Here is a 24,675-nt window from a genome sequence, read left to right as displayed (position 1 = left end):
GCTACAGCCTGCCGGCCACTGCCAAGTGCTCGGCAATCCAGTCGAACACCAGGCTGGGCCCCTGCAGGCGGCTGGAATAGTCGCGCGACATCACATAGCCGGCATCGCTTGCCACCACATCCGGCACCGCCTGCACCAGCGCGCCGCTCTGCAGCAGCCGGTCGATCAGCCCCAGCCAGCCCAGCGCAATGCCGTCGCCGGACACCGCCGACTGAACCACCATGTCGTAGTTGTTGAAACTGATGTAATGCTTCGACCGCTCCCCCGTGATGCCCAGGCGGTCGAACCACCCCTGCCAGGTCTGCCACTCTGCCGAGGCCGGTTTCGACAGGCTGAGCAGCTGGCAATCCAGCAGGCCGGCGGCCGAGGACACCGGGCCGTGCCGTTCCAGATAGGCCGGGCTGCACACCGCCCCGACCCGCTCCTGCAGCAGCATCACGTCACCGCCGCCCATGCTGCTGCGCGGGCCGACGTGAATCTTGATATCGCAATCCTCGCCGTAATCATCCGGCGGCACCTGGCTGGCCAGGATCTGGATCTCGATCTCATCCCCCAGCTCCGCCCGCAGATGCGACAGCCGCGGCAGCAGCCAGAAGCTGGCAAAGGCAAAATCCGCCGAAATCCGCACCCTCGGCCGGGACTTGCGCTCCAGCAGCGACGCCAGGGAATTGCCGATTTGCGTCATCGCCGGGCGCACCACATTGAGCAGCCGCACACCTTCGTTTGTCAGCGACACGCCGCGGTGCTCGCGCCGGAACAGGGCAATGCCCAATTCGGTCTCAAGCCCTTTGATCTTCTGTGAAACAGCCGACTGCGTCAGCCCCAGCGCCTCTGCCGCGCCAGTGAAGTTGCCATGCCGCGCCACCAGGTCGAACGTGTGAAGCGCGACCAGGTTGTAGCTGAGCTTCCTATTAATGCTGCTAATGTCATCCATAAATAATTGCTTACTGCAAAAGGCAGAGTTTTTATAACAGAAAAGCCCTGCGCAAATTCTGTTAAGGCCGCGCCCCCCGGCGGCAGCAACCGGCAGATCACAGGAAGCAGGGATACCGGATGTCAGTTAATCCTCATCTGACGGAGCTGCCGGCCGGAAAATTCGGCTGGGGCATTTGGCAGGGTTTCGACCGGATCGCCGCCATCTCATCCAGGTGTCTGATTGGCAGACCGGCGGTCTGCCCTGAGGCCTCGCCGGACCGATCGGGCGCGCTGCGCAACCATCCAGCACTTTACAAGCTTCACCGCTGCTTCATGCTAGGGGCAGATGTGTTCAACCGAAGGACCAGACAATGACCAAATACTACAACAGGGAAACCTTCCACCCCGCGGTGCGGATGCATGCCAGGGAAGTTGCGCAACACAAACTGGACCGGCGTGAGTTCCTGAGCCGCGCAACCGCGCTGGGTGTGACCGCCTCTGCCGCCTATGGCATGATCGGCCTCAGCCAGCCGGTGCAAGCAGCCGCCAATGTCCAGGAGGGCGGCACCATCCGCATCCAGCAAGTGGTGCGCGCATTGCTGGATCCGCCGCTGTTCAACTGGCCGCAGCTGGGCAATGTGGTGCGCGGCTATATGGAATACCTGGTGCAGTACAACGCCGACGGAACCTTTGAACCCCGGCTGCTGGAAAGCTGGGAAGTCAACGAGGACGCCACCGAGTACCTGCTGCATATCCGCCCCGGAGTGAACTGGAACGATGGGCGCGGCACCCTGACGGCCAAGGACGTGGCCTACAATTTTGCCCGCTGGTGCAATGGCAAATGGGAAGGCAACTCAATGGCGGCCCGTATGGGCTCCTTGCAGAACGAGGCTGGCGACGGCCCCGCCGAGGGCGCGCTGGAGGTGGTCGACGACCTGACCCTCAAGGTGAAGCTGACCCGCCCCGACATCACCATCATCCCGGCGGTGACCGAATACCCCGCCGCGATCGTGCCGGACGGCTGGTCAGGCGACCCGGGCGCCGACCCGATCGGCACCGGCCCCTACAAGCTGGTTGAATACGAGGTCGGCGTGAAGGCGGTGCTGGAGAAGAACCCGGACCATGAATGGTGGGGTGAAGGCGCCCATTTGGACCGGATTGAGTTCATCGACTTCGGCACCGACGGCGCCACCCACCTGTCGGCGGCGGAGTCGGAAGAAATCGACATGACCTACGAAACCGTGGGCGAATATGTCGACATCTTCACCTCCATTGGCTGGAACGTCAGCGAGTCGGTCTCGGCCAACACCCTGGTGCTGCGCACCAACCGCAACGCCGAGGTGGACGGGAAACAGCCCTACGCCGACGCCCGCGTCCGCCGCGCTCTGGCGCTGGCCTGCGACAATGCGGTGCTGCTGGAACTCGGCTACGACGGCCGCGGCACCCTGGCCGAGAACCACCATGTCTGCCCGATCCACCCGGAATACGCCGATATCGGTGCGCCGGTACGCGATGCAGACGCCGCGCGCCAGCTGATGGAGGAGGCCGGAATGCTCGATTTCGAGCACGAGCTGATCTCCATCGACGACGACTGGCGGCGCAATACCACCGACGCCCTGGCGGCGCAGATGCGCGATGCAGGGCTCAAGGTCAAACGCACGGTGCTGCCCGGCAACACCTTCTGGAACGACTGGGACAAATACCCGTTCAGCTCAACTGACTGGGGCCACCGCCCGCTGGGGGTGCAGGTGCTGACGCTGGCCTACAAGACCGGGGTGGCCTGGAACGAAACCGGCCTCGCCAGTGCAGAGTTCGATTCCATGCTGGAAGCCGCCTCGGCCATTGCCGACGCCGACACCCGCCGCGGCCACATGGAAGGCATCGAGACGTTCTTGCGTGAGGACGGCACCATCATCCAGCCCTACTGGCGCTCGCTCTACCGCCACGCCCGCCCGGGTGTGGTCGGCGCCGAAAGCCACCCGATCAACGAAATTCACGTGCACAAGCTGGCACTGGAAGCCTGATCGGGGCCTGCAATTGAAAGGGGCGCGTGCCAGACCCGGCGCGCGCCCCTTTCTGTGGTCAGATCTCGACCTCAACCCAGCCAATCGGATTGGAGCAGCAGGCCAGGATATACCCTGCCTCCACATCTTCTTCCGAGATGCCGCCGTTGTGGACCATATGCACATCGCCCGCGGTCTTCTTGACCTTGCAGGTGCCGCAGATGCCGAAGGTGCAGCCCGACGGGATGTTGAGCCCCGATGCCTTGGCCACCGCCAGAACCGTGTCGGTTTCGGTGCAATTGGCAGTGACACCCGACGCGGCAAAGGTGATCTCGGCGGCTGCGGATTCCTCGGGAACCACATCGTCCAGCTCGGGCGCGTCTGCCTCGGTCTCCACCGGCGCGCCAAAGCTTTCCTGGTTGTAGTTCTCCATGTCGAAGCCCAGGCCGTTCAGCATGTCGCGCACCGCCTGCATGAACGGTTCGGGCCCGCAGCAGTAGACCTCGCGCTCCAGGTAATCACCGGCGATCAGGCCCAGCATGATCTGGTTCAGCTGCCCGCGGTAGCCGGTCCAGACCTGATAGGGATCGTCCTCCTCCACCACAAAGTTCAGCTTGATCCCTGGCACCCGCGACGCCATGCTTTCCAGCTGCTGACGCGCGATGATCTCGCTGGGCCGCTTGGCGCAGTTGATAAAGCAGACGTCCGGCGACTGGCCGCGGTCGAACAGGTACTGGGTCATCGACAGGCTGGGCGTGATGCCAGAGCCTGCGGAGATGAACAGGAACTTGCCGTTCGGGCGCTTGGGCAGCGTGAACACGCCTGCCGGGCCGGACGCCTTGAGGAACATGCCCGGGCGCAGGTTGTCCAGCATCCAGCGGGTGCCGATGCTGTCGGCCTGCGCCTTCACTGTGACCGAAATCGACAGCGGCCGCGAGGGCGAGGAGCTGATGGTGTAGGTCCGCCAGACGGTCCCGCCCGGCACCGGCAGCTCCAGCGTCAGAAACTGGCCCGGCTGATACTTGAACCACGCGCCGGAGGGCGCGCGGAAGCTGAAGGTGGCGGTGTTCGGCGCCTCCGGCACGACCGAGACGCATTCCAGCATCTCGTCGTCCTTCCACGCCAGGGTTTCGTCCAGCGTCTCGAAATTGGCTTGCAGTCCCATGCCGTCACTCCGCCGCGATCAGGTGGCGGCCGGTCAGCGCGCGGGTCAGGTGCTCGGCATACCAGTTGGAGAACTGGATGACACCGCTTTCCTGCACTTCCGAATAGGGGCCGGGCTCATAAGCGGGCGAGTTGATACCGCGCTGGTTGTCCTCGACCACGATGCGGTCCTCGTCGTTGGTGGCAACCCAGACTTCGGTCAGCCGCTTCAGGTCATAGTCCTGGCCCTCGACCGCGTCCTTGTGCACCAGCCATTTGGTGGTGACTTCGGTCTCAGTGGGGCTGATCGGGGTCACCCGGAACACGATGGAATGATCCGGCAGGAAGTGGTTCCAGGTGGTTGGATAGTGGAACTTCAAGAGCGTGCCCGCATCGGCGAACGGCACCCGACCCAGCTTCTTGGCAACAGCCGCCTTGCCATCCAGGGTATAGCTCTCAGCGCCTTCGTTCAGCGGCATCCGGGCCACGCGGTACTGGCCGCGCGCGTTGATCTGGAACTGCGCCGGCACGCCCGCCGCCTCGATCCGGTCGAAATGCTTCTGCAGGTGCGGCGGGGTCTCACCACCCTCAACACCAGTGACGGAGGGATCTTCGGGGAATGTCCGGCACAGCGACGGGTGGTTGCCGCCGCAGTGATAGCACTCACGATTGTTCTCCCAGACCAGCTTCCAGTTGCCGTTCTCGATGATCGAGCTTTCATAGGCCACCTTGGCGTTGCTCAGGTCATGCGGCTCCAGATAGGGGCGGGCCACGTCTGCGAAAGCATCGAAATCCGGCGCTTCATCTGCCAGGCAGATATAGATCAGCCCGGCCAGGTCGCGGCAATGCACCGGTTTCAACCCATGTTTGGAGGCATCAAAATCCGGCCCCATGTCGCGCGCCCACAACAGCGAGCCGTCCAGCTCATAGGTCCACTGGTGGTAGGGGCAGACCAGCTTGGGCGCGTTGCCCTTCTTCGCCTTGCACACGACCGAACCGCGGTGGCGGCAGGCGTTGTGGAAGGCGCGCACCTCGCCATCGGTGCCGCGCACGATGATAACATTGTAGGAACCCACCTGATGGGTCACGAAATTGCCCGCCTTCGGGATTTCGCAGGCGGGAATGGCAAACAGCCACTCACGGTAGAAGATCTGCCGCATGTCCAGATCCAGCACGCCCGGATCGGTATAAAACGCCTGTTCCAGGGAATAGTTTTTCTGACGGGCCATCAGCTTGGCCAGAATGTCGCTGTCGTGAAGCATCTGCTTCTCTCCTTTGCCGCATCCCCGCGGCAGGTTGGCTTGGCTGCGGGCATGGATAGAGAGATTGCAGGCCACGCGCCTGCAACCGCCCCGCCGCCGCCCGCGGTTGACGTTTCTAGGGCAAGGCTGGTTTCCGGACTGTCCCGGGGCCATTCGGCGGCGGGGCCTGGCACCTTCCCGAAGCCTCTGGCCTCAGTGGTTTCTCGCCATGCCTTGCCCGGGGTCACCGTTGCGGGGGCAGTGCCGGAATTTCACCAGCTTCCCAATTCTCCGCCCCAAGGGGCGGCACCTTGCTGAGGCGCAAATTGCCCTAATCCCGGCGTAAGGGCGGAGACAAATCCGACCCGCCAAAACCGGAAAAAGACATGCATGTTTGCCGTGCCAGCAGGGACAGGGGTGTCCAGAATCTCAAACCGGCATCCGCCAGTCTGTTTGCGGCAAGCGCTTATCTTTCATGCGGTTAGGCGCCACCGGCCAATCCGAAGCGATTCGCAGGCAGCGTATCTTGCGCCGGCCTCTTGGAACGCGAAGCGCGATTAATTATATGCCGTATAGTTTTTTAAGAGCACAGGAGCGGCCGATGACCACCGGACACGTCTTCATCGCCGCCAGCCTCGACGGCTTCGTGGCCCGCCAGGACCATTCACTGGACTGGCTGTCCAAACAGCCCGCTACCGAAAACGACGATGGCGGTTTTGCCGCCTTCATGGACAGCGTCGACGGGCTGGTCATGGGAACAGGATCCTTCCGCACCCTTCTGGAATTCGGCCAATGGCCCTACAGCAAGCCGGTTGTGGTCCTCAGCAGAAGCCTGACCGGACAGGACATTCCCGAAGGGCTGAAGGACAAGGTGCGCCTCAGCACCGCTGAACCCGCAGACCTGATGCAGGAACTGCAAAAAGAGGGCTGGACCCGCGCCTACATCGACGGCGGGCGGCTGGTGCAGTCTTTCCTGCGCCAGGGGCTGATCGCCGATCTGACCATCACAACGGTTCCGATCCTGATCGGCAGCGGCATCCCGCTGTTCGGCAGCCTCGACCAGGACATCGACCTCCAGGTGGCAAGCTCCCGCATCCTTCCCACCGGCATGGTCCAGAGCAAGTTCCGGGTGGTCTGACCAATGCCCCCGCGCATGGGACGCCCACCCAAGGGCAGCCGGATCCTCAGCAAGGATGATGTGCTGGATAAGGCCATGCAGCTGCTCGACGAGGGCGGCAGCAAGGCCCTGACCTTTAAGGCGCTTGCAGATGCGCTTGGCGTCACCCCGATGGCGGTGGCCCATCACGCCGGCACCCGGGACGAGATGATCGCCAGCCTTGTGGCAAAAGCGTTTGGAGGTTCAGACACCCCGTCAGAAGCAGCAACGCCCAAGCTGCGGCTCCGCGAGCTGATGACACGCTACTGCACCCAGGTGACCCGGCACCCGGAACTCGCGAAGTGCATCCTGGAAAATCCGTCCCTGATCGGCCCCTCCCTGACCGGGCTGACGCGGCTGATCGAGGCGGAAATCACCGCCGCAGGCGTGAAGGGCGCAGAGGCCCGCACCCTTCTCTGCCTGCTCGTGGATTACACACACGGGTTCGCCTTTGCCGCCGCCGCGGCACCGGCAGGGGCGCTGTCAGTTGACAAATTCACACTGGCTCTAAACTGGGTGCTTGACCGTATTGAATAAAAAATGCGCGGAGCCATCGAGGCCCGCGCATCCGCTTTCGTCTTTCAGAGCCGCCCAACCAGCGGCCTCTCCTTACTTCGATTTCCAGCTGTCCAGCCAGCGGCGGAACCGGCCTTTGCGCTCGGCGATCGCATCGCCCGCCGCATACAGGCTGTCCTCCGCGCTTTCGATCATCGGCTCGATCCGCGCCCGCCGGAACCGGCGCCAGCGCACGTAGATGGCCCACAGGATGGCGGCCAGCAGCACCAGGAAGATGATCGTGAACCAATTGGTCGGCTTGTCCTCCGGCCCTGCCACCGGCTTGATCGACACCGCATTCGGGAAGATCGACAGGAACTCGTTGCGCCAGCCGTAATGAGTCACCGCCACCCACTCCGGGTTGGCCCTGGTCGAGATGCTGTCATTGGCGTCCGTGTACAGATTGGCTGTGTCGAACTTGAAATAGGGCGGCCAGCTCCAGCCCGTGTCCTCGTTGCGGTAGACAATGGCGCGGCCGCTGGGGCGCACACCCTGGATGAATTGCACATCGCGGTTGATCAGCTGCGCCGACTGGTCGTCGGGCTTGGACCAGAAAATGCGGGTCCAGTCGTTCAGCTCCTGCCGCTCCTCATAGGTATTGACGATGCGCACCACGTCATACTGCGGCAGCGTGTAATGCAGGAAGGCGCCGAACAGCACCCAGAAGGTGATCAGGAAGGCCCATTTGATGAAACGCACGGGACAGCTCCTCACATAAAGTTAATGACATAGACCAGAAGCGCGATGGCTCCCAGCGGAACGATATAGACCAGGAGGATCAGCTTGCGCCGGAACGAGCGGTCATACTGCCTCAGCCCCCGCTGGATGAAGGCCGCGCGGTCGCCGGTCAACCCCTTGTCTTTCCAGCGCCGCTTCAGCTTCGCCCGCCGCACCTCGCGCGAGTAGAGCGACACCGCGCCATAGGCCACGGTCAGCACCACCATCAGGATCAGGAGCAGGCGGATAAAGCCGAACATCTCTAGCGCCCCTTCACCCGGTTCACCGCACCCCAAGGGCCAACCCGCTCTACCACCCCCCGGCGCCGGTTCCGCGGCAGCTTCGGCATCCGCCCTTCCATATCCGGCTCATGCCCGAACAGCGCTTCCCGCGCGCCCGCCTTATCCACCGCATACTCCCGCGCCAGGAACTCCGCCGCATAGGCTTTCTTGGTTTCCGGCCAGCGCCGGTACTGCCGGTAAAACTCTTCCTTGTGGCAGATGAACATCTGGCGGAAGTCATGCGGGCACAGCTCTGCCAGCAGCATGTTGACCAGATCGCGGCAGGGCGTGTCCGAGGCCCTCAGACTATAGAAATAGGCCGGGTGGTCCGAGGAAATCCGCGGCCACTTGCCGCCGCCCTCGGCCCAACGCACCAGCGCCGCCAGCCCTTCGAATTCTGCCGGCAGCTCATCCGCATGCCGCGCCGCCATCCGCCGGAGGTCGGACCGTGACAGGCCCGATAGATCTCTGCCCTTCTCCGTCAGCACAGACACGGCCAGGAACCCCATTTTCTGCCGCAGGATCGCCGCGCCATCAACGCCGCGCGCCCGTATCACCGGCTCCGCCAGCCGGTTAAGCTCCAGGAACCGGGCAATCGCATTGCGCTCGCTCAGGTCAAACACACGTTTCAGCGGCACGCCTTCCGGCTTTGCCCCGCTGGCGATCACCGCCGGATGTTCAACGTCCTGAAACACATAGAGCCCGCCGAAATGCGCAGTCCAGAAATTCGCCTGCTCAAAGACCTCATGCTCCAGATGCACCGGATTGCGCGTCACATCGCCGGTCTTCTCGGCCGTCGCAATCATCTCCCCGATCAGCGCATCATCAAACCAGGCATCCTCCCCGGTCTTGAACCGCTCCACCAGCGCCGCCAGCCGATCCGCATGGCGCAGCGTGCCGCGCGTCGTATCCGCCTCGATCCGCACCTGCCGGATGTCGAAAAGGCGCGCGGGCGAGGACACCTCAAACACCGAATTCACCAGTTCGCCCGCCACCGCATCCGTCGCGGTCAGCGCAAACAGCTGGCGTTCATTCACCTCGATAAACCGGCGCAGGATGTCCCGGCTGGTGGAGAATTTCACGTGAAGCAGCGGGCAGCGCTTCTGCTCGGTCGACAGCAGGATGAACTGCCGGTTCACGCCTGCATGGTTCAGATAGTGATCATCCCCCAGCTCATCCCCGACCTCCGGTGAAAAGCCCGAGATATCGACGTGGAAATCAGTGAGTTGGGTGGTCTTGCCGGTCAGATGCTTCAGCGCGCGCCTATACCGCTCCACCAGCGCGGGCGAGGTCACATGGAAGAGATTGCCGAACATCAGGCCATGCTGGATGAGGCGTTTCATTTGGCGGCCTCCTTCCATAGTTCAGGCGTTTCTTGAAGCTGTAACAGAGCGGCGGAAATTTCACTTAATCTCATTCTAGATAGGCGCTCTTGCTGAGAAGGTGAAAGATCACTACGCATCGCGTCAATATTCTCAAGCTTCTTCGCTATTTGCTGAATAGAATCAGTTCTTGCAGGAAGGCGATAGTCAACCGATTGATGCAGATAGTCCCAAAGAGCGTCGCGCATACTCGAAAGTCTCTGATGAAACTTCGAAATGGCTTCGTCTATTGAGACGTCCTCATCGATGAACCTATCCAACGACAGACCATGGACTTCTCCATCAAACCCGAAATCTTCATCTATAAAAGGACCGTTGGAGAATGCCCAATTAATGCCCTTTGAACCAGTTTCCTTTATTTCGGCGATCAATGATCTCATTTTCTCGTTGAAGAGTTTTTCTGCTTCTAGCTCCTTTCTGTTTCTTTGTTCATGACGAAAGACTTCAGCCTGCTCTTTCATCACTACGACTTGCTGTTCTTGAGCTTCCCGAGCCAATTTCAGTTCAGATCGTGTAGCAGCAAGCTCCTCCCGCTGCGCGGCCAGTTCTTGGCTCTGAAGCCAAACCGTTACGATAATCCATAGAAAAGCGAGAACTCCGGCAACACCAGCGAAGGTATCTCCAATCTCATTTGGCGGAGATGTAATCAGCGCCCAGCCACGCAGTTGCCAACCACCGTCACTCGTGAACTGCGGTAGCAAAGCCAACACAATGACAATTGCTAGAAAGGCCTTTGTGATCGTTTTACCCACGTCCATTGGACGGTCACTTTTCAAACCTCTTCGAATAGAACGCCAGTGATTTGTAGCCCAGTCGATCACTCAGAAACCTCCTGACGACGCTGAAAAACCTCCCGACCCGAGGCGCTTGCGGCTCGGGCAGCGCCCGTCCGCCCCGTCAAACCGCAGGTTTGCCTCCGGCAAAACGGGCGGGCGCTTCGCTTCCGCCCGCGGACAGGCTCAGCCCTCATGTTGCGCGCAACAGTCACCCCTTCCCCTCCAAATACCGCCGCTTGGCCTCTTCCTGCCGCTCGAAATCGCGCACCATGTTTTCAATCGCCATCTCATCCGACTTGTCGGCATAGCGGAACTCGCTGTCGGCGTAGCGGTTGATCTCCTGCACCACCATGTCGACCGTGATGGGCACCCGCAGCTCCGCAATCATCGCGGATTTGGTCTCGTAATCCTTGAACAGGAACAGCTCCGGGTTCTCCATCCATTCATCCGGCAGCTCAAAGTCCATCGCCCGGACCTTGACCGCATCCGTGATGTTCTTGACGGCTCGGCCGGTAAACCGCTCATCCGCCTGCTGAATGGCCTTCAGATAGGTGCCCAGCTTGGCCAGATCATCCAGCTCCCCAATCTGGTCGTGCACCCGTTCAAAGACCTCCATCAGCCCCGGCTCCTGCGGGCGGTTGTGCGCCTCAAACGATCGCGCCACCGCCTTCTTGATCTCCTGCGCGCCATAAAGGTCATGCTCCCCCAGCGGGATCGCATGGTTCTTGCCCATCAAGAGCGTCAGGATGTCGATGTAATCCTCCCGCGTCTGCGGCCCGTCCACCAGGAAGCGCGCGCCGGCCCGCTGGCGCAGGGCGTCGTCCACATTCTCCGGGTAGTTGGAGAACATGCCGAAGGTGCAGTTGCCGCGCACCACGGTATTGGCGCCGGCAAAGGCTTCCATGAACACCGCCGTCACCTCCTGCTGGCCCGCAGAGGACTGCCGGTCGCCGCGCTTGCCCGCGATCTGGTCGATGTCGTCGATGGTGCCAAAGCCGATCACGCCCGGGTCGATCACATTCTGGATGAACGATTTGGCGTTCTGCCCCGACTTGCCCTGATAGCTGTCGATATTGTCGATGCCGAAATTCTGGTAGCGGAAGGCATAGCCAGCATTCTGGCAATAATCATGGATCAGCCCGGCCATCATCTGAATGAGGGTTGTCTTGCCCGTCCCCGGCTTGCCGTCGCCCATGAAGGTGAAGATGAAGCCGCCCATCTCGGCAAACGGGTTCAGGCGGCGGTCAAAGTCATAGGCCATCAGCATCTTGGAGAGCCTTAAGGCCTGGTATTTGGCGATATGGTTGCCCACCACCTCATGCGGCTTCTTGAACGCCATGGTGAGCGTTGTGGACTTTGCTTTCGCCGCCGGTTCAAAACCGCTGATGGTCAGATCATCCGCCTCCACCCGCCAAGAAGCCGCGGTGAATGTCTCCAGCCGCGGCGCGTTTTGCGCCCGCAGGGCGGCCTTCTCCATCAGCTGCTCGGCATAGGCCGCGGCGGCCGCAATCAGATGCACATCATCCAGTGCATGCAGCGCCAGCTTCTGGTCCAGCTCCCATAGCGCCCCGTGCAAGGCCAGCGGCGCGTTGTCGGTCAGCAGCTCCTCCGCCTCGCCAACCTCGGCCTGCACCTCAGAGCCGTGCGGTGCCAGCAGATAGGCCGTGGCATTGGCAAAGACATGCGCGGCAATCAGCGCCTCGGCGGCCAGCAGTTCGGTGAACTCCCCCTTGCGCGCTGCATCCAAAGATCCAGCCAGATTAGCCCGCTTCAGATCCGCCAGGCCCGAAGCCTCCGCATAAGCCTCCCCCATCGCCAGGGAGACCGCCAAGGCCCGGCGCAAGGCGTGCTGCAAGGTTGCTTGAAGGGGTGAGGTCAGCGGATCATCCTCATCCGCCGCCTCGATGCGGGCAATCAGATGCACCCCTTCGGGCCGCGCGGTGGAGCGTGTGACCAGTCCCGGCGTGGTGGAGCGGAACCGCCGCGTGCGGGCAATCCCGGGCGAGCGCTCCGGGACCTTGCCCTCCGCCTGCGGCTTGGCGATGCGCGGGGTGTGGTCGAACCCCTCCAGCATAGCGGCAGCCGCCGCGTAATGCTTGCGGATATCCTCTTCCCGCAGCTCCATCTGATTGCCTGAAATGCTCATCTCACCCTCTCAATCCGTCGATTGCGGGTTACAATCCAACCCGCTTTCATCTTTCCCAAAATACTCACGCCGGAGGCTCCCGCCCCCGCAACAGGCGCAGGCTTCAATACCTGAGCACTTGTTCGCATGGGCCTTGTTTTGCTGGCACCATTTCTACGCCTCTCTTGGCCTTTGCCAGGCGAAGACTATTAATCAACAGGAGCAGCTGTGTTCTTGCCGCTCTTGCTAATTAAGGCCTGCATCTGAAAAACGAAAACCGCCAACCAGAAGCCGGACAAAAAGGCATGGAAATTGTAGTAGCTTGCCATCTCTCCGCTCTTGTTCGGCACAAACCCGAGGAAACCTTCTCCAAGCGCCAAGAAGAACGACAAGAAAAGGTACCAATTCGATCTAGAAAAGTACCCTGTTCGCATTCCCAATTCCTCACCTATTCAATTCCCTGGGCCACCTTCTCCTGAAGACCGGCCCCTAGTACCTCAGCACCTGCCCCGACGGACTCACTACAAATTTCTGCACATCGCCAAACCCCGGCGGATCCAGCTCTGCCAGCACCTGGAACGGTCGCTGCGGCAGGATGATGGCGCGCTGGGTCCGGGTTGCCCCGGTATCTGCGCCGCGCCCGCCAAAGGGGTCGAGCGCAAAGATCTCCCGCTCCACGGTGCCGAACCAGCCTGCGCGCTCCTCGCGCACGTCTTCGCTCTCCAGCTCCTCCAGCGTCCAGGCCAGGGCCCAGTCCTGGCCCGCAGGCGCCTCCGCCTCCTCCAGCACCCGGTGCAGCGGCCCGGACTGCTCGGTATAGGCCGAGGAATACATCGGCCCGACATGGTAGCGGCGCAGATGCTTGGGGTGAAGGTCTGCGAAATCCTCGTCAAATCCCTTGGCAATCGTCACCAGCTTCAACCCGGCCAGCGCCTGCGCCATCAGATGTGCCTGCACTTCGGGCCAGCGGCGTTCATCCTTGGGCAACGCCACCTTGCCGCTGTCCTCCAGCTCCATCAGGTAGATCACCGGCAGGTTCACCTGGCTGTCATAGGCCGCCCAATGCAGCAGGAACCGCCTGCGCCGCTCGCCGATGTTTTCCAGCCATTCGCATTCCGGGTCGTTCTGGGTCCAGAACAGCTGCCCCTTCAGCAGCTCCTGATAATACAGCCGCTGCGACAGGGCGAACTGCAGCTTCGAGGGCACCGCCCGGTCGGAGATGATGGTGCGCACCATATCGTCCTTCAGCTGCGCCTCGCTCGCCATATTGGCCAGGTGCCGCTCCGCCTGCTGGGCGTCATTGGCCATGGTCATGAGTTCCGCGGCAACCGGAAAGCCGCTGTCGCGCTTGTCCATCGCCAGGCTGCCAAAGAAGCGGCCCGTATCGCGCCCCGCCATCAGGTATTTCATGCTCAGCGCGCGGAAGGTGAAGTTAAGCCGCATCAGGTAAGCGGTCAGCACCTTCACATCGGACTTCGACAGCCGCCCCTCCGCCTGCATTGCCGCCGCCACCCGGGTCAGATGCCGGATGATGGTCTCGAACTTCTTGAAATACCGGCGCGAGGCGAACGTATCGCCAAGGCCCGCGTGGTCGTGGGAGGGATCGGTCATGCGCACGCCCTTCTCAGGTCAACAGACGATTTCGCATGCAAGAAACCCGCCAGAATGGCAAAGACCCAAAATCCCACAGCACCAACCCAGGGCAGCCATCCTGTGTGAAGCAATAGAAATCCTGTGAAAGACAAACTGGCGACGACAAACCAATTCCGCTTGAAGAATTGCAGCCAAACCTCGCGCGACCGCATTGCATCGCTTGCTGACAAGCAGTGTTTCGGCTCCACAATTGGATCGAGTGCAACCGGAAACCTGGCTGCAAAAACCAGCAGCATCGGCGTCAGCATGCAAATCGCTACGACAGCAACCCATGTTTGCCCGACCCAAATTCCATAGAAAAACAGCGCCATAAAAACACATGCCCCGAAAAGCCGGACGAAGCGGTTTACAGCCCGCTGTCTGCGGCGTGAGGCGAAGGTATCGCCGAGGCCAGCGTGATCGTGCGAGGGATCGGTCATGCGTCTCCCCTTCCCGGACGTGCCGCTTGCGGCGCGGACAGCGCCCGGCCGCCCCCCGGGCGGGCGCTACGCCCCCACCCGCGGCCGGGTGCCGTCCTGTGTCTCTCAATAAGTGTAATGCCAAGATTCGTCTCCAGCTGAGTAGAGGCATTTTGCGTGGCGTTGAGTTTAACCGGCGCCTTTGCCAGATTTCCCGCTTTCAGCTCTTTCCAGTCGCGATCTTAAATGAAGTGCAGTGCCTATCATGCTGCCTATCATCGCGGAGAGGAGTATGGCCTTTGAAAGCTCTGTAAATACCGCAAGCAACGCGACGACCAAAGCAGCACAGCACAAGTCCAGCCACCAGTCACGCCAGGTTTTCGGGTTTTGCAACAAGGGAAAACGCAACCCGCTCACCCCCCATACAGGTTCTTGTCATGCTTCTCGACAATCGCCGCAAACCGGCGGGCAAAGCGTTCATCCGCCTTGGCCTTCTTCTCCAGCACGTCGCGGGCGAACACCATGTTGCCCTCATGCGCTTCCAGCATGTCGGCCATCTTCTGGTTGGTCGCGGTGCCGATCGCCGCCATTGCGGTCTGGGCTTCCTTGTCGGTCTGCACGCCGATCTCGTTGATCCTGTGCGCCACGTCCTGCTGCTGCGCGGTCTTCAGCGATTTGGTCAGCGCATCATACAGCACCACCCGCTGCTGGGTGTCCGTCTGCAGCTTGTTGATCAGCACCATCTGCGTCGCCGCCTGGTTCTGCAAGCTGTCGACCCAGGTCTTGCCCTTCTCGATATAGCGCTCCAGCGTCTGGGACTTGGCAAGCTTCACCTGCTCGTCCTGCACCAGCGCGTTGTACTTCGCATTCAGCTCGGCCAGTTCGGTCTCCAGCTTGGTGCGCGCGGCGGCGTCCTGCTCGACCGAGATCTTGTTCTCCAGCTCGATAATCTGCGGATCCAGCGCCACGATCTCAGCCCGAACGCCCTCCAGCTCCTGCACGGTGAACTCGCGGTCGTCCAGCGTGGCGGTCAAGTTCACCTGCACCTTCTCCCGCTGATCTTCCAGGGTGGCCAGCTGGCCCTCCAAGAGCTTCACGATCACGTCCGACTTGGCGATCAGGTCCTGCAGCTTGTCGTCGATATTGGCGGTGCGCATCCGCTCCTGGCGCATCGAGTCCGATTTGCCTTTGGAGAAAAACCCGACAAAGCTCTCCCAGCCGGTTTTCGACCGCATCTCGTCGAAGTCCTTGGAGAACGCCGCGGTCACATCATCCAGCCCCATGATCAGCTCGGCGATGTTGGCGTTCATTACCTCGGTATGCGCGTGCACGTCTTCCAGCGTGGCGTTTTCGATGTCGATGCTGGCATCCTCGCCCGCCTCGATCTTGCTGCGCGCAGTTTCGATGCGCGAGGTCAGCGCCTCGATCCTGGCCTGGGAGTCCCGGACCTTCTCCTGGCTCTCCTCCACCATCCTGTCAAATTGGGAAACACTCATAGTATCCGTTCCTCCCGCTCAAATAACTGATCCGGATATGGGGATGTAAAAGGATTTTACATCCCCCTGGGCGGCGTAATTCCGCCCCTTTCCAAGTCACTGTTGCAGAGAGGCCGCACAAAGAAAACCCCCGGACGAACCTGAACGGAACCGGGGGCTGTCTCGCGCAAAAGGAGCAGCGTCACATCGTCTGCTGTTTGCTCAGAACCAGAAATGTCATCATGCCGAAGGGCGGAATGTTCTCCTGCTGCTCGACGCTCAGCCCGTCCTCCTGCAGCACCGTTTCCAGCGCAAAGTCGGAATGCCAGCCAATCACATTGGCAAGCGGCGCCGAGAGCTTCTCCAGCGAGGCCCGGACCCCCTTGCCGCTCTTAAAATGGTTGGTGATCACCACCTTGCCGCCAGGTTTCAGAACCCGGGCAATCTCGCGCATCACCCGCTCCGGTTCAGGCACAACGGACAGCACATGCATCGCCGCCACGGTGTCAAAGGAGTTGTCCGGGAAATCCAGCTGCCGCGCATCCATCTGGCGCAGCGCCTCCACCTGGCTCAGCCCCATTTCCTGCACTTTTCTCTGCGCCTTTTTCAGCATGTCATGGCTGAAGTCGATGCCAGTCACCTGCAGATGCGGCGCATAGTGCTGCAGCGACAGCCCGGTGCCGACGCCAACCTCCAGCACCTTGCCCTTGCGGGAATTAATATAGCGGGTTGCCCGGCGGCGGCCCGAACGCGTCACCGCGCCAAAGGTCCTGTCGTAAACCGGCGCCCAGCGCGCGTAAGATTCCTCTACTGCCTTGATATCCAATTCGTCCCTCCCCTTGGACGTCTCGGGCTAGTCCTTCGGCTTGGAAACCAGCCCCCAAATCACCATCACAACATAGCCGACGCATAGCACAACCAGCACCGTCCATGCATAGGTCAACAGTGCCGCAGCCATAAAGGCAAACCCCACCAGCAGGTACTTAACATGCTCGCGGGAGATTTTCATCGCCTTGGGCGACCAGGTCTGGATGTGGCTGATCATCAGCAGGCCGACCACCACCATATGCAGGCAGATCAGCAGCTCCGGCAGCACCATCGCCCCGTCAAATGCAAAGGAGACAAACATCGGCAGCATCGCCAGAAACGCCCCAGCGGGCGACGGGATGCCTTCGAAATAGCCGCTGCGCCCCTTCGGCTCCTCCTCCGATTTGCTGCCGACATTGAACCGCGCCAGCCGCACGACGCAGCAGACCGAAAACACCAGCACCGAAATCCAGCCCACGCCGCGCACGTCCTGCAGGGCCCAGAGATAGATCACCATTGGCGTCGCCACCCCGAAGTTCAGGAAATCGGCCAGCGAGTCGAGCTCCGCGCCCATCTTGCTCTCGCTGTGCAGCGCCCGCGCCAGCCGTCCGTCGAGCCCGTCCAGCACAGCGGCCAGCAGGATCAGCATCACCGCCAGGGTGTAATTGCCGTAAACCGCCGCGCGGATCGCCGACAGGCCCGCACAGATGGCGCCGATGGTCATCATGTTCGGCATCAGCTGGATCAGCGCAAATTCGGATTTTTTCTTTTCCGGAGCGTCATACATGGCGGTGGCACTTTCTTCCTCGCGAGGCGCTGGAGAGGCCGCGGCGCAAAGGTAAACCTTGGGGCAAACTAGGCGGCTATTGTAACCGTTGCGCACGTATGCCCCAAGAGCAGCTCAGGTGCAATATTTGCAGATCCTGCAGCCAGCCAGTGCGCTGGAGGTGCACAGGGGGTGCACGGGAAGTGTACAGGCGGTGCCCCCTGAAAAAAAGGGCACCGTGCATCGCACGGTGCCACGCCCAACTGTGAAGGCCTCCCGCCGGAAGGCCATGAGCAGGCGGGAGCACCCCGCCCGCGCCGCGGCTCAGCCGACCACGTTGAACTCCGGCCCGTAAGGGTACTTGGTGATGTTCTCGTTGCCATCCTCATGGATCACCAGGATGTCATGCTCGCGGTACCCGCCCGCGCCGGGGTTGCCCTCGGCAACGGTCAGCATCGGCTCCATTGAGATCACCATGCCCGGCTCCAGCACCGTGTCGACGTCCTCGCGCAGCTCCAGCCCGGCCTCGCGGCCATAGTAGTGCGACAGCACGCCGAACGAATGGCCATAGCCGAAGGTGCGGTACTGCAGCAGGTCGCGTTCTTCGAAGAAGGCATTGATCTTATGGGTGATGTCAGCGCAGCTGGCGCCCGGCTGCAGCAGCGAGATGCCGTATTCATGGGCCGCCACGTTGGCCTCCCAGATCTTCAGGCTCTCGGCGTCCACTTCCTTGACGAACATGGTCCGCTCCAGCGCGGTGTAATAGCCGGAGATCATCGGGAAGGTGTTCAGCGACAGGATATCGCCGCGCTGAAGAGTGCGCCCCGTGACCGGGTTGTGGGCGCCGTCGGTGTTGATGCCGGACTGGAACCAGACCCAGGTGTCCCGGTACTCGGCATCCGGGAAGCGCTTGGCAATCTCCAGCTCCATCGCGTCACGCCCGGCCATCGCCACGTCGATCTCGCGCACCCCTTCCTTGACCGCATCGCGGATCGCAAAGCCGCCCACGTCTGCCACTGCGGCACCGGCCCGTATGATCTCGATCTCGGCCGCCGATTTGCGCATCCGCTGCTCCATGGTCGGCAAGTAAAGATCGACCAGTTTGGACGGATTCAGGAACGCTTCCAGCTTGCCCTTCTGCAGCAGCGTCAGGTGGTCGCTTTCATAGCCGACAACCGCGCCCTCGCCGCTTACAGTCTTGATTGCACGCCAGAAATTGTCGCGCTGCCAGTCGGTATAAGTGATGTTGTCGCAGAATGAGCGGCGCCAGGGCTGGCCCGCGTCGATACCTGCTGAGATGGTAACTGCCTCGGTCCCGGTCACCACCAGGCCGTAGGGCCGGCCAAAGGCGCAATAGGTGAAGCCCGAGTAGTAGGAGATGTTGTGCATCGAGGTGAAGACGGCAGCGCTCACCCCGGTGTCGGCCATGATCTTGCGCAGGCCGGCAATCCGCGCCTCGTACTCGGAGACAGCAAATTGCAGCGGCGCTTTTTCACCATTGTGAAAACGGTACATTTCAGGACGTGCAGTCATATCAGACCCTTCCTTCTTACAAGAAAGGTCCCGGCGTTCAGGACAGTTTTGGAATGTGGGGGCACCATGTATCCCATGCGGCGACGCCATCGCCTGGCCCTTGCGCGGAAGATGCGGCGGAAACCGGATTCTGGCAAGAAGATTTTTCCGCCGATGGCCGCATCGCAGAGAGGGCAGCGCCCGAGCCTCGGGGCGGGAGCTGAAAACGCCCTCCCCGTGAGGGAGGGTCGGGCGCTGCCCGGCCGGCCGGCCGGACATAAAGCTTCAATTCGGGATCAATGTGCCGCGGCGGGCGCTTCCGCCAGCCAATGCGCGTTTAATTCACGATCAGCGCGACCAGGTCGCTTTCGGGATCCCCCAGCTGGTCGATCACGTTGAAATGGTGTTTGCCAAAGGCGATCACGTGATCCGCCTCCCAGGCCTCCACCAGCCAGATCGCCTGATCCAGAAACGCCGGACGTTCCTCGCCGCCAACCCAGACCGTGACCTCCGCCGGATAGCGGTCCGTCATATCCACCGGGCTTTCTGCAATTGCCGCTGCCGAGTCCATCCGGAACTTCTGGTTCATCGACGTCCGCAGAAGCGGCCGCAGATCCGCCAGCGGCGAGATCGGGATCACCGTCTTGATCCGCTCCCCCACCTCTGCCGGCAGCAGCGCCTTGTCCAGCATCCGCGCCACCAGATGCCCGCCCGCCGAATGGCCGGCCAGCGCAATCGGGCCGTCCACCTCTGCCGCGATCCGCGTCACCGCCGCGGCGATCTGGCGGGTGATATCGGCGATCCGCACATCCGGGCACAGGTCATAAGACGGCATCGCCACCGCCCAGCCATGCGCAATCGCGCCGCGTGCCAAATGCGACCAGGAGCTTTTGTCGAAGGCCAGCCAGTAGCCGCCGTGCACAAAGACAAACACCCCCTTGGGCGTGCCTTCCGGCAGAAACAAGTCGAAGCGCTGCCGCGCCCCCTCGCCATAGGGGATGTCCAGCCGGGCGCGCTCATGCAGGCTGTTGCGGAAATCCTCGGCTGAGGCAGCCCAGCGCGGCGGGTACGCCTCTGCATTCTCGATATAAGCCCCGTTGGCATAGGCATCATCCAATTCCATGCCCAGTCTCCCCTTTAATTTTGTTCTTTGCGGCTACCTGACAGTCTCGCACAGGACATGTCAAATTGCCCTGCGGAAAATTCCATTCCCCGGACTCTTGGCCGGAAAATTTGATCAAATTCTGGACTTATCGTTCTGTCTGGACATATCAAGGCACAGCTGATTTGCATTTCAGTGACAGAACCCCTGGGAGGCCCGCAATGCTTGATGCAACCACTGACCTGAAATCCCTGCTAAACGACCCCAGCCTGCTGGAGACGCGCGCCTATATCGGCGGCCAGTTTGTCGAGGGCGAGGACACCTTTGACGTGACCAACCCGGCCCGCGGCGACGTGATTGCCAAGGTCGCGGATGTCAGCCGCGCCCAGGTGGCGGGCGCCATTGCCCAGGCCGAAACCGCACAAAAGGACTGGGCCAAATGGACCGGCAAGGAGCGCGCCAATGTGCTGCGCAAATGGTTCGACCTGATGATGGAGAACCAGGAGGATCTGGCGGTGATCCTGACCGCCGAAATGGGCAAGCCGCTGGCTGAGTCGCGCGGCGAGGTTGCCTATGGCGCCTCCTTCGTGGAGTTCTTCGCCGAAGAAGCCAAGCGGATCTACGGGGAGACCATCCCCGGCCACCAGCGCGACAAGCGCATCACCGTGATCAAGCAGCCGATCGGCGTCGCCGCTTCGATCACGCCGTGGAACTTTCCCAACGCGATGATCACCCGCAAAGCGGGTCCGGCGCTGGCGGCGGGCTGCTCCTTCGTTGCGCGCCCGGCGGCAGAGACGCCGCTGTCCGCCATTGTTCTGGCGGTGCTGGCCGAGCGCGCGGGCATTCCGGCGGGCGTGTTCAACGTGGTGCCGTCCTCGCGTTCCTCCGATGTGGGCAAGGAGTTCTGCGAGAACCCGGCGGTGCGCAAGCTGACCTTCACCGGCTCCACCGAAGTGGGCCGCATCCTGCTGAAGCAAGCCTCCGAGCAGGTGATGAAATGCTCGATGGAACTGGGCGGAAATGCGCCCTTCATCGTGTTCGACGACGCGGATCTGGACGCCGCGGTCGAAGGCGCGATCATGTGCAAATTCCGCAACAACGGCCAGACCTGCGTCTGCGCCAACCGGATCTTTGTGCAGGCTGGCGTTTACGATGCCTTTGCGGAAAAGCTGAAAGCGGCCCTGGAGAAGATGACGGTGGGCGACGGGCTGAAAGACGGCACGGATTTCGGCCCCCTGATCACCAAGGACGCGGTGGAAAAGGTCGAGGAGCATATCGCCGACGCCACCTCCAAAGGCGGCGAAGTGATCCTGGGCGGCAACCCGTCGGAGCTGGGCGGCACCTTCTTCCAGCCGACCGTCGTGACCGGCGCGACCCAGGACATGGCGTTTGCCAACGAGGAGACCTTTGGCCCGCTTGCGCCGCTGTTCAAGTTCGAGAACGAGGACGAGGTGATCGCGATGGCCAATGACACCATCTTCGGCCTGGCGTCCTATTTCTATGCCAACGATCTGAGCCGCGTTTACAAGGTGGCCGAAGCGCTGGAATACGGGATTGTCGGGGTGAACACCGGCATCATCTCCACCGAAGTGGCACCGTTCGGCGGCGTCAAGCAGTCCGGCCTGGGCCGCGAAGGCAGCCACCACGGCATCGAGGACTACCTGGAGATGAAATACATCTGCATGTCGGTCTGACCCCGTAACGCCGGCAGCAGAAGCAGATCAATGCCGGTCCATCGTCCCGGCCACCCTGCTGATGGCGCTGGCCCAGGCGGTTTCCGTCTCCGGGTCCAGTGCCGGTCCCAGAACATCGCGCAAAGCGGCAATCAGCGCCCGCTTTGCCACTTCGCTCTCCCGCGCGCCCAGATCCAGATGCGCGTGGTCCTGAACCAGGCGCGCGCTAAGTTCTGCCAGCGCCGCTGGATCGTCCAGATTGCGCACACAGGCGGCAATCATCGCCGTCAGCATCGCCTTCTGCTTCACAAAATTGCCCCGGAACATGCCGCGCGCCTGCGGTATGCGGGTGAACAGATGCACGTAAAACCGTTCCGCCAGATCCGCCTTGCGGGCAAAAACCCCGGCAAAGCTCTGCTGAACATTCTGAATTTCCTGAGGGGTCATCAAACCGCCAATTCACCGAGACCAAACCAAGGCACCAGGCGTGCCCGCCGCGGTGCCTGCTGCAGGCGGAAACAGCGCCGGTGCAAATTTTTTCTTCCCCTCAACAGTGCGCCCAAAAGGCTAAGAATTGCTTGAGCCCCAGACACGCAGGCGCGTCCAGCGCCCGCGGCAGGCCACCTGGCACAAAAAATGCCCCCCGGCAGAACCGGGGGGCGTATGCGCTCGGACCGGAGTCCGCGGGATCAGTTGACCGTTTTGGCCTCGATCTCGGGACGGGCCGGGCGGGAGGAGGAGATTTCGATCCGGCGCGGTTTCAGCGCCTCCGGCACCTCGCGGTGCAGATCGATATGCAGCATGCCGTTTTCCAGGCTGGCGCCGGTCACGCGCACATGGTCGGCCAGGGTAAACCGGCGTTCAAAGGCGCGGGTTGCGATGCCGCGGTGCAGGAAGGTGCGCTCTTCGCCGTCTTCGGCCTTTTTGGCCGCGACAACCAAGGCGTTTTCCTTGACTTCGACGCTCAGGTCTTCCTCGGCAAAACCGGCGACGGCAATCGAAATGCGATAGCTGTCGGCGTCGGTCTTTTCGATGTTGTAGGGCGGGTAGCTGGACTGGGCGGCATCGGCGCTCAGGGCGCGGTCCATCAGGTTGGCGATCTGGTCAAAGCCGATGGTTGCACGGTGCAGCGGTGTAAAATCAAAGGTACGCATTTTCCATCCTCATTCATGAGCGATTTCAGGACGCCTTCCCCGCGGGGACAGGCTGGAATAACCCGGGCCCCATTCAGCGGCTGCCCGGATAGTCCTGAGATAGGAAGCGAAATTACGGCTTCAAGGGGGCTGTCAGCCGCCCGGGCGCACAAATTTCGCGCCGCCGGCAGAGCTGCCGCCGCCGACCCGGATACGCTTGATCCGGCGGCCCGGCGCGGCCACCGGATTGCGCCGCAGCTGGGCCTTCAGCTCGGCCACCCGCTGCGGCAGTTTCATACCGAACGCCACCTGCTTGCCGCGGTAAGTGCCGCCGCCGGACACTAGAGCCAGGATGCGCCCGCGCCCGCCCACCTGGGAAAACACCGGCGCACCGGAGGAGCCGAAAGTGACGTTGCAGTCGATCATCAGCACGTCCTGATGCTCGCCCATCAGGTTGCACGCGCGCTGCCGCGACAGCGCCTCGGCGCGGCCCTGGCCATAGGAGGTCACCGAAATGCCGCTGCCGTACTCCCGGCCCGTGTGCAGGGCAAAGGCGTCGGCCTCGCCGCTGAGGATGGGTTCCGCCAGCCGGACCAGCGCCACATCATGGCGAATGTTTTCCATATTAAGGCGTGTTTGCGGATTGAAGCCCGGATGCGCGGCGATCTGAAGCGCCCGTCGTTCGGCAATCGCCACCCCGTCGCGCAACCCGGCGCGGAAAGCGATCTGCTCTGCCGGGCGCAGAGTTCTGTTCCGGTCATAGACACAATGCGCAGCGGTCAGCACCAGATCCGGCGCGATCAATGTGCCGGTGCAGAACCCCTGGCCGTTCAGCTCCAGGCGCCCCACGGCCTCCCAGCCCAGCAGGTCATCGCGGTCGGTCAGGCGCCTGAGGCCAGTGCCCTGCGCCATTGCGCTGCCAGCGCAGGCCAGCATGGCGACACCCGCTATCAGCGCCCGCCGGATCATTGCCTGATGAACTTGGCGCCTGAGGAGCTGCGCCCCTCGCCCACGCGCACGCGCCCCACTCCGGGCGGCAGGCGGCCGCCAGTAGCGACCCCGGTCAGCTGCGCCTGCAACAGCGTCAGCTCTTCCGCCAAGGCGGAGCCGAGCGAGACCCGCTCGCCGCTGACCTCCGCCTTGGCGGAGATCACCGACACAATCCGCGGAGAGCCGCCTTCAAAGGAAAACACCGGCGCGCCGGAAGAGCCGAAATCCACATCGCAGGACATCACCAGCACCCCCTCCTGCCGCGCCATCACTGCGCAGACTTCCTGCAGGGACGGCGCCTCGGACCGGTCGTGGGCATAAGAGACGACGCCGATCTTGGCCCCCTTGCGCGGGCGCTCATCGGTTTCGAACGGTGTCACGGTGGTATTGCGGATCGGGCGCTGCAATTGCAGGAGGGCAATGTCGTTGCGCACCCGGCTGGTAGAAAGCTCCCCGTCGTAGATATAGGATGGATGCTGCACCGCCCGGCGCACGCTGCGGTAGGCCGAGGCGCGCCCGTTGCGCCAGCCGGCCCGGAATTCGATGGTGGCAGGGTCGATCGGCGCCTTGGTGCGGCTGTCATAGAGGCAATGCGCGGCGGTCAGCACCAGATCAGGGGCAATCAGCGCGCCGGTGCAGAAACCCTCGCCATTCACGTCGAGCCGCCCGACAGCCTCCCATTTGCGGCCCGCATCCAGGGTATCCATCCGCTGCAAACGGCTGTCCTGCGCCGTCGCCGCAGCCGGCAGCAACGCTGCCAGAGCGGCCAGTATCCACTGCCTCACATGCGTCTCCTCTTATCCACCGGCTGGGAGATTATCGGTCTGTTCAGGCAAAATTACGGCAAGCCTGCGGATAATGCAGCCCGATTC

The 24,675-nt window shown here is 62.2% G+C and carries 23 protein-coding genes and 1 riboswitch; of the genes, 4 read left to right on the top strand and 19 right to left on the bottom strand.

Annotation, left to right across the window (positions count from 1 at the left end; translation table 11 throughout):
- Nucleotide 1 precedes the first annotated feature (1 nt).
- Entirely contained in the window at nt 2-934 is a 933-nt protein-coding gene (locus ACTRWG_RS06370) for a LysR family transcriptional regulator (RefSeq protein ID WP_051357771.1), read from the bottom strand.
- A gap of 352 nt (nt 935-1,286) precedes the next feature.
- Between ACTRWG_RS06370 and ACTRWG_RS06365 the strand changes: the two genes are divergently transcribed.
- Complete coding sequence (locus ACTRWG_RS06365; RefSeq protein WP_027235445.1) at nt 1,287-2,939, top strand: ABC transporter substrate-binding protein; 1,653 nt, start codon at nt 1,287-1,289, stop codon at nt 2,937-2,939.
- 58 nt (nt 2,940-2,997) lie between these two features.
- Here the strand turns inward: ACTRWG_RS06365 and ACTRWG_RS06360 are convergent, their stop codons facing one another.
- Together ACTRWG_RS06360 and ACTRWG_RS06355 are read right to left on the bottom strand one after the other, a co-directional pair.
- Nucleotides 2,998-4,083, bottom strand: coding sequence for an FAD-binding oxidoreductase (locus ACTRWG_RS06360; RefSeq protein WP_036797252.1), 1,086 nt, complete (start codon nt 4,081-4,083; stop codon nt 2,998-3,000).
- 4 nt (nt 4,084-4,087) lie between these two features.
- Nucleotides 4,088-5,323, bottom strand: a complete 1,236-nt coding sequence (locus tag ACTRWG_RS06355; protein WP_027235447.1) for an aromatic ring-hydroxylating oxygenase subunit alpha — start codon at nt 5,321-5,323, stop codon at nt 4,088-4,090.
- Between the two features lie 107 nt (nt 5,324-5,430).
- Nucleotides 5,431-5,631, bottom strand: a riboswitch (cobalamin riboswitch).
- Nucleotides 5,632-5,903: 272 nt separating this feature from the next.
- Here ACTRWG_RS06355 and ACTRWG_RS06350 point away from each other — a divergent pair.
- Entirely contained in the window at nt 5,904-6,440 is a 537-nt protein-coding gene (locus tag ACTRWG_RS06350) for a dihydrofolate reductase family protein (RefSeq protein ID WP_027235448.1), read from the top strand.
- Between the two features lie 15 nt (nt 6,441-6,455).
- Nucleotides 6,456-6,995 carry a TetR/AcrR family transcriptional regulator gene (locus tag ACTRWG_RS06345; RefSeq protein ID WP_051357772.1) on the top strand — a complete coding sequence of 180 codons (540 nt, stop codon included), beginning with the start codon at nt 6,456-6,458 and terminating at the stop codon, nt 6,993-6,995.
- Between the two features lie 72 nt (nt 6,996-7,067).
- Here the strand turns inward: ACTRWG_RS06345 and ACTRWG_RS06340 are convergent, their stop codons facing one another.
- The 12 genes from ACTRWG_RS06340 to ACTRWG_RS06285 all read right to left on the bottom strand — a co-directional run bounded on the left by ACTRWG_RS06340 (nt 7,068) and on the right by ACTRWG_RS06285 (nt 20,028).
- A complete protein-coding gene (locus ACTRWG_RS06340) occupies nt 7,068-7,712 on the bottom strand; it encodes a DUF1523 family protein (RefSeq protein ID WP_027235449.1) in 645 nt (214 codons plus the stop codon).
- 11 nt (nt 7,713-7,723) lie between these two features.
- On the bottom strand, nt 7,724-7,990 hold the full coding sequence (locus tag ACTRWG_RS06335; protein WP_027235450.1) for a hypothetical protein: 267 nt from the start codon (nt 7,988-7,990) through the stop codon (nt 7,724-7,726).
- A 2-nt stretch (nt 7,991-7,992) separates the two neighbouring features.
- A complete protein-coding gene (locus ACTRWG_RS06330) occupies nt 7,993-9,354 on the bottom strand; it encodes a DUF6638 family protein (RefSeq protein ID WP_027235451.1) in 1,362 nt (453 codons plus the stop codon).
- The gene (locus ACTRWG_RS06325; RefSeq protein WP_154667764.1) at nt 9,351-10,214 is read right to left on the bottom strand and encodes a hypothetical protein; all 864 of its coding nucleotides are present in this window, start codon (nt 10,212-10,214) and stop codon (nt 9,351-9,353) included. Before ACTRWG_RS06325 ends, ACTRWG_RS06330 begins: the two co-directional genes overlap by 4 nt.
- A 163-nt stretch (nt 10,215-10,377) precedes the next feature.
- Nucleotides 10,378-12,315 (bottom strand): AAA family ATPase, encoded by a 1,938-nt coding sequence (locus tag ACTRWG_RS06320; protein WP_027235453.1) that lies wholly within the window; start codon nt 12,313-12,315, stop codon nt 10,378-10,380.
- Between the two features lie 468 nt (nt 12,316-12,783).
- Nucleotides 12,784-13,905: a hypothetical protein gene (locus ACTRWG_RS06315; RefSeq protein ID WP_462829114.1), complete on the bottom strand. Its 1,122-nt coding sequence runs from the start codon at nt 13,903-13,905 to the stop codon at nt 12,784-12,786.
- Nucleotides 13,902-14,366 carry a hypothetical protein gene (locus ACTRWG_RS06310; protein WP_027235456.1) on the bottom strand — a complete coding sequence of 155 codons (465 nt, stop codon included), beginning with the start codon at nt 14,364-14,366 and terminating at the stop codon, nt 13,902-13,904. The genes ACTRWG_RS06315 and ACTRWG_RS06310 overlap by 4 nt, the downstream gene beginning before the upstream one ends.
- Before the next feature lie 392 nt (nt 14,367-14,758).
- Nucleotides 14,759-15,841, bottom strand: a complete 1,083-nt coding sequence (locus tag ACTRWG_RS06305; RefSeq protein ID WP_027235457.1) for a hypothetical protein — start codon at nt 15,839-15,841, stop codon at nt 14,759-14,761.
- A gap of 181 nt (nt 15,842-16,022) precedes the next feature.
- A complete protein-coding gene (locus ACTRWG_RS06300) occupies nt 16,023-16,646 on the bottom strand; it encodes a class I SAM-dependent methyltransferase (protein WP_027235458.1) in 624 nt (207 codons plus the stop codon).
- A 27-nt stretch (nt 16,647-16,673) separates the two neighbouring features.
- Nucleotides 16,674-17,414 carry a CDP-diacylglycerol--serine O-phosphatidyltransferase gene (pssA, locus tag ACTRWG_RS06295; RefSeq protein WP_027235459.1) on the bottom strand — a complete coding sequence of 247 codons (741 nt, stop codon included), beginning with the start codon at nt 17,412-17,414 and terminating at the stop codon, nt 16,674-16,676.
- A 303-nt stretch (nt 17,415-17,717) separates the two neighbouring features.
- Entirely contained in the window at nt 17,718-18,926 is a 1,209-nt protein-coding gene (locus ACTRWG_RS06290) for an aminopeptidase P family protein (protein ID WP_027235460.1), read from the bottom strand.
- A 316-nt stretch (nt 18,927-19,242) separates the two neighbouring features.
- Nucleotides 19,243-20,028 (bottom strand): alpha/beta hydrolase, encoded by a 786-nt coding sequence (locus tag ACTRWG_RS06285; RefSeq protein WP_027235461.1) that lies wholly within the window; start codon nt 20,026-20,028, stop codon nt 19,243-19,245.
- A gap of 200 nt (nt 20,029-20,228) precedes the next feature.
- Between ACTRWG_RS06285 and ACTRWG_RS06280 the strand changes: the two genes are divergently transcribed.
- Nucleotides 20,229-21,701 (top strand): NAD-dependent succinate-semialdehyde dehydrogenase, encoded by a 1,473-nt coding sequence (locus ACTRWG_RS06280; protein WP_027235462.1) that lies wholly within the window; start codon nt 20,229-20,231, stop codon nt 21,699-21,701.
- Between the two features lie 27 nt (nt 21,702-21,728).
- On the opposite strand, the gene ACTRWG_RS06275 is transcribed toward ACTRWG_RS06280, so the two are convergent.
- The 4 genes from ACTRWG_RS06275 to ACTRWG_RS06260 all read right to left on the bottom strand — a co-directional run bounded on the left by ACTRWG_RS06275 (nt 21,729) and on the right by ACTRWG_RS06260 (nt 24,588).
- Nucleotides 21,729-22,127 (bottom strand): globin domain-containing protein, encoded by a 399-nt coding sequence (locus tag ACTRWG_RS06275; protein ID WP_027235463.1) that lies wholly within the window; start codon nt 22,125-22,127, stop codon nt 21,729-21,731.
- Between the two features lie 242 nt (nt 22,128-22,369).
- Complete coding sequence (locus ACTRWG_RS06270) at nt 22,370-22,834, bottom strand: Hsp20 family protein (RefSeq protein WP_027235464.1); 465 nt, start codon at nt 22,832-22,834, stop codon at nt 22,370-22,372.
- A gap of 132 nt (nt 22,835-22,966) precedes the next feature.
- Complete coding sequence (locus tag ACTRWG_RS06265) at nt 22,967-23,782, bottom strand: trypsin-like serine peptidase (protein WP_027235465.1); 816 nt, start codon at nt 23,780-23,782, stop codon at nt 22,967-22,969.
- Nucleotides 23,779-24,588 (bottom strand): trypsin-like serine peptidase, encoded by an 810-nt coding sequence (locus ACTRWG_RS06260; RefSeq protein WP_027235466.1) that lies wholly within the window; start codon nt 24,586-24,588, stop codon nt 23,779-23,781. The genes ACTRWG_RS06265 and ACTRWG_RS06260 overlap by 4 nt, the downstream gene beginning before the upstream one ends.
- Between the last annotated feature and the right edge of the window lie 87 nt (nt 24,589-24,675).

This window comes from Leisingera sp. G5_S3_59_S7, assembly GCF_054968485.1.
Note: the sequence above shows the minus strand (reverse complement) of the source record. Positions and strands in the feature narration are given on the sequence as shown.